Source organism: Natronomonas sp. (genome assembly GCF_036625485.1).
GTDB lineage: Archaea > Halobacteriota > Halobacteria > Halobacteriales > Haloarculaceae > Natronomonas.
The window spans coordinates 1-2,815 of the sequence record NZ_JAZKTR010000231.1 but is presented as its reverse complement, the minus strand read 5'-3'; the positions used below and the strand labels follow the sequence as shown (position 1 = coordinate 2,815).

6 protein-coding genes are annotated in these 2,815 nt (G+C 63.7%); 5 read left to right on the top strand and 1 reads right to left on the bottom strand.

The window, feature by feature from the left end; translation table 11 throughout:
• Positions 1 to 167 precede the first annotated feature (167 nt).
• From rpl7ae to V5A53_RS14315, 5 genes are read left to right on the top strand one after another with little or no spacing between them, the layout of a single operon-like run.
• The gene (gene rpl7ae, locus V5A53_RS14335; protein WP_332314290.1) at positions 168 to 530 is read left to right on the top strand and encodes a 50S ribosomal protein L7Ae; all 363 of its coding nucleotides are present in this window, start codon (positions 168 to 170) and stop codon (positions 528 to 530) included.
• Positions 531 to 540: 10 nt separating this feature from the next.
• Positions 541 to 765 carry a 30S ribosomal protein S28e gene (locus tag V5A53_RS14330; protein ID WP_178288620.1) on the top strand — a complete coding sequence of 75 codons (225 nt, stop codon included), beginning with the start codon at positions 541 to 543 and terminating at the stop codon, positions 763 to 765.
• Between the two features lie 3 nt (positions 766 to 768).
• Positions 769 to 1,173 (top strand): 50S ribosomal protein L24e, encoded by a 405-nt coding sequence (locus tag V5A53_RS14325; protein ID WP_332314289.1) that lies wholly within the window; start codon positions 769 to 771, stop codon positions 1,171 to 1,173.
• Entirely contained in the window at positions 1,174 to 1,635 is a 462-nt protein-coding gene (gene ndk, locus V5A53_RS14320; RefSeq protein ID WP_332314288.1) for a nucleoside-diphosphate kinase, read from the top strand.
• 54 nt (positions 1,636 to 1,689) lie between these two features.
• Entirely contained in the window at positions 1,690 to 1,944 is a 255-nt protein-coding gene (locus V5A53_RS14315; protein ID WP_332314287.1) for a hypothetical protein, read from the top strand.
• Between the two features lie 59 nt (positions 1,945 to 2,003).
• Here V5A53_RS14315 and V5A53_RS14310 read toward each other — a convergent pair.
• A partial coding sequence (locus tag V5A53_RS14310) for a methionine synthase (RefSeq protein ID WP_332314286.1) occupies positions 2,004 to 2,815 on the bottom strand: 812 nt, incomplete at its 5' end.

The following is a 2,815-nucleotide window of genomic DNA, read 5'->3' as shown; positions in this document are numbered from 1 at the left end:
GTGGTGCAGTACGATGGTGTACAGCCTACGCGGGGTTGTGATGCTCCTAGCCGGATTCAGGACAAACGCGTGCCGTCGGGGCACGAGAACCGTACCACGGCGGATGTCGTGGCAGGTTCGACGGCGGGGGAGCGCGAGCCCGCGCGTAGGAGGAGTGCTACAAACCAATGTCAGTATACGTAGATTTCGACGTGCCGGCTGACCTCCAAGAGGACGCCATCGAGGCCCTCGAGGTCGCCCGGGACACCGGCTCGGTAAAGAAAGGGACGAACGAGACAACCAAAGCCGTCGAGCGAGGCAACGCTGACCTCGTCTTCATCGCCGAAGACGTCAGCCCGGAAGAGGTCGTCATGCACCTCCCGGAGATCGCCGACGAGAAGGAAGTCCCGTACGTCTTCGTGAGCGAACAGGACGACATCGGCCACGCCGCCGGTCTCGAAGTCGGCAGCGCCGCCGCCGCTATCGTCGACGCTGGCGAGGCGGAAGCCGACGTCGAAGACATCGCCGAGAAACTCGAGGAACTCCGGTAGGTGACCAAGGATGAGTGCTGAAGAAGAAGGGGACGGCGCGACCCCTGCCGAAGTAATCGAGATCGTCGGGAAGACCGGCATGCACGGCGAAGCCATGCAGGTCAAGTGCCGAATCAAGGAGGGCGAAAACCAGGGCCGAATCATCGCCCGGAACGTCCTCGGACCGGTGCGCGTCGGCGACGTGCTCCAGCTTCGCGAGACGGCTCGCGAAGCCGACTCCATCGGAGGCCAGTAACCCATGCCACAGACACGAGATTGTGACTACTGCGGCGCCGACATCGAGCCCGGGACGGGCACGATGTTCGTCGCCAACGATGGCCGAATCACGCACTTCTGTTCCGCCAAGTGCGAGAAGAACTCCGACCTCGGTCGCGAACCGCGCGACCTCGAGTGGACCGGCAGCGCTGGCGAGGCCGCCGAGGCCGAAGCCAAGTCCGCCGCCGAAACGGCCGCCGAGCAGGAAGCGGAAGCAGAAGCCGAGGCCGAAGCAGAGGCCGACGCGGAAGCCGACGCCGAGGAGGACGTCGACGAGACGCCCGACCTCGAAGCCGCCGAAGAAGAAGCCGAGGAAGCCGACGCGGACGAGGAGTCCGAAGCCGCCGACGACGGCGACGAGGAAGACGAAGAGGAGGTCGAGGCGTAGATGTCCGACCGCGAACGAACCTTCGTCATGGTCAAGCCGGACGGCGTTCACCGCGGCCTCATCGGCGAGATCGTCTCCCGATTCGAGGACCGCGGTCTGAAGATGGTCGCCGGCAAGTTCATGCAGTTGGACGACGACCACGCTCGCGAACACTACGCGGACCTCTCCGACGAGCCCTTCTTCGAGGGCCTCGTCGAGTTCATCACTTCGGGTCCCGTCTTCGCGATGGTCTGGGAAGGCAAGGACGCGGTCGCACAGGTGCGGAGCATGATGGGCGAGACCGACCCCGCCGAATCGCCGCCGGGCAGCATCCGCGGCGACCTCGGTATCGACCTCGGTCGCAACGTCATCCACGGTTCCGACACCGAACCCGGCTCCGCCGAGCGCGAGATCGACCTGTTCTTCGACGACGAGGAACTCATCGATTACGAGCGCAACGACGAGAGCTGGCTCTACGAATAGATTCTCCCGGCCTCGACGGCCGGCTTTTTATTCTCGCCCCACGTAGCCTCGGGTATGTTCTGGAACGTACTCGCGGTCGTGTATGGCGCCTTCGTCGCGGCCTTCCCGGAGAAGGCTATCGATTACCTCACTCGCTTCGTCCTCGTTGGCTACGAGAACCCCGAGGACCTCGACCCGAGCGACTGGTTCGTCTCCCTGACGCGCATCGAGGGCGTGCTGTTGGCGGTGACCGGCGTCGTCACGCTACTGGTCGATGCCTTCGTCAGCGACGAGGAAGACGAGGGTGACGCGGTAACGGTCGAAGAATAAAGCGGTCTTTTTAGTTCAGTTCCGGTCGGTCATGCTCGAAACCACGAGCGTCGACGCCGTTACTCGCCAGCGTAGCCGACGTCTATCTCGCCGGCGTCGAGTTCGGCCTCGACCTCGCGGGCGGCCTGGACCATGTTCTCCATCTTCTGGTAGGCGACCTCTCGGGGCAGGAGCTTGACGCCGCAGTCCGGCGAGACGGTCAGTCGCTCCGGCGGGACGATCTCGAAGCCTTTCTTGATGTTCTCCTTGATCTCCTCGACGGATTCGACCTCCGTGGTGTGGACGTCGACGACGCCCAGCGCGAGGTCCTTCGTGAACTCGGTTTCCGTGAAGACGTCGAGCTGTTCGTACCCGTCGTTGGCGAGTTCGAGGTCGTACTCGTGGACCGGCATGTCCAGGATCTCGGGGTAGATACGCGAGTAATCGCCGTAACAGACGTGGAGGCCGAGACGGACGTTCTCCGGGATGCCCTCGGCGATGTTCTCGAGACACTCGTGGACGATGGCGTGGTCGTCCGGGGTAGTCGCGAGCGCTGGCTCGTCGATCTGGATGTAACGGGCGCCGGCCTCGACGAGCTTCTCGATCTCCTCGTTGACGAGGTCGGCGAGTTCGTAGGCGAGTTCCTCCTCGGTCTCGTAGTGCTCGTTGAAGGACCACGATGCCAGCGTGTAGGGGCCCGTAATCGGGACCTTCACGGGGCGGTTGGTGACGCCGGTGGTGAACTCGAACTCGTCGACGAGCCACGGTTCGTCGTATTCGACCTCGTCGGCGACCGACGGCTTGTCGAAGTAGTTGTGGCCCCAGACCTTGACGGGCCCGTTGAACTCGTAGCCGTCGATGCGGTGGGCGAAGTACTCGACCATCTCGTTGC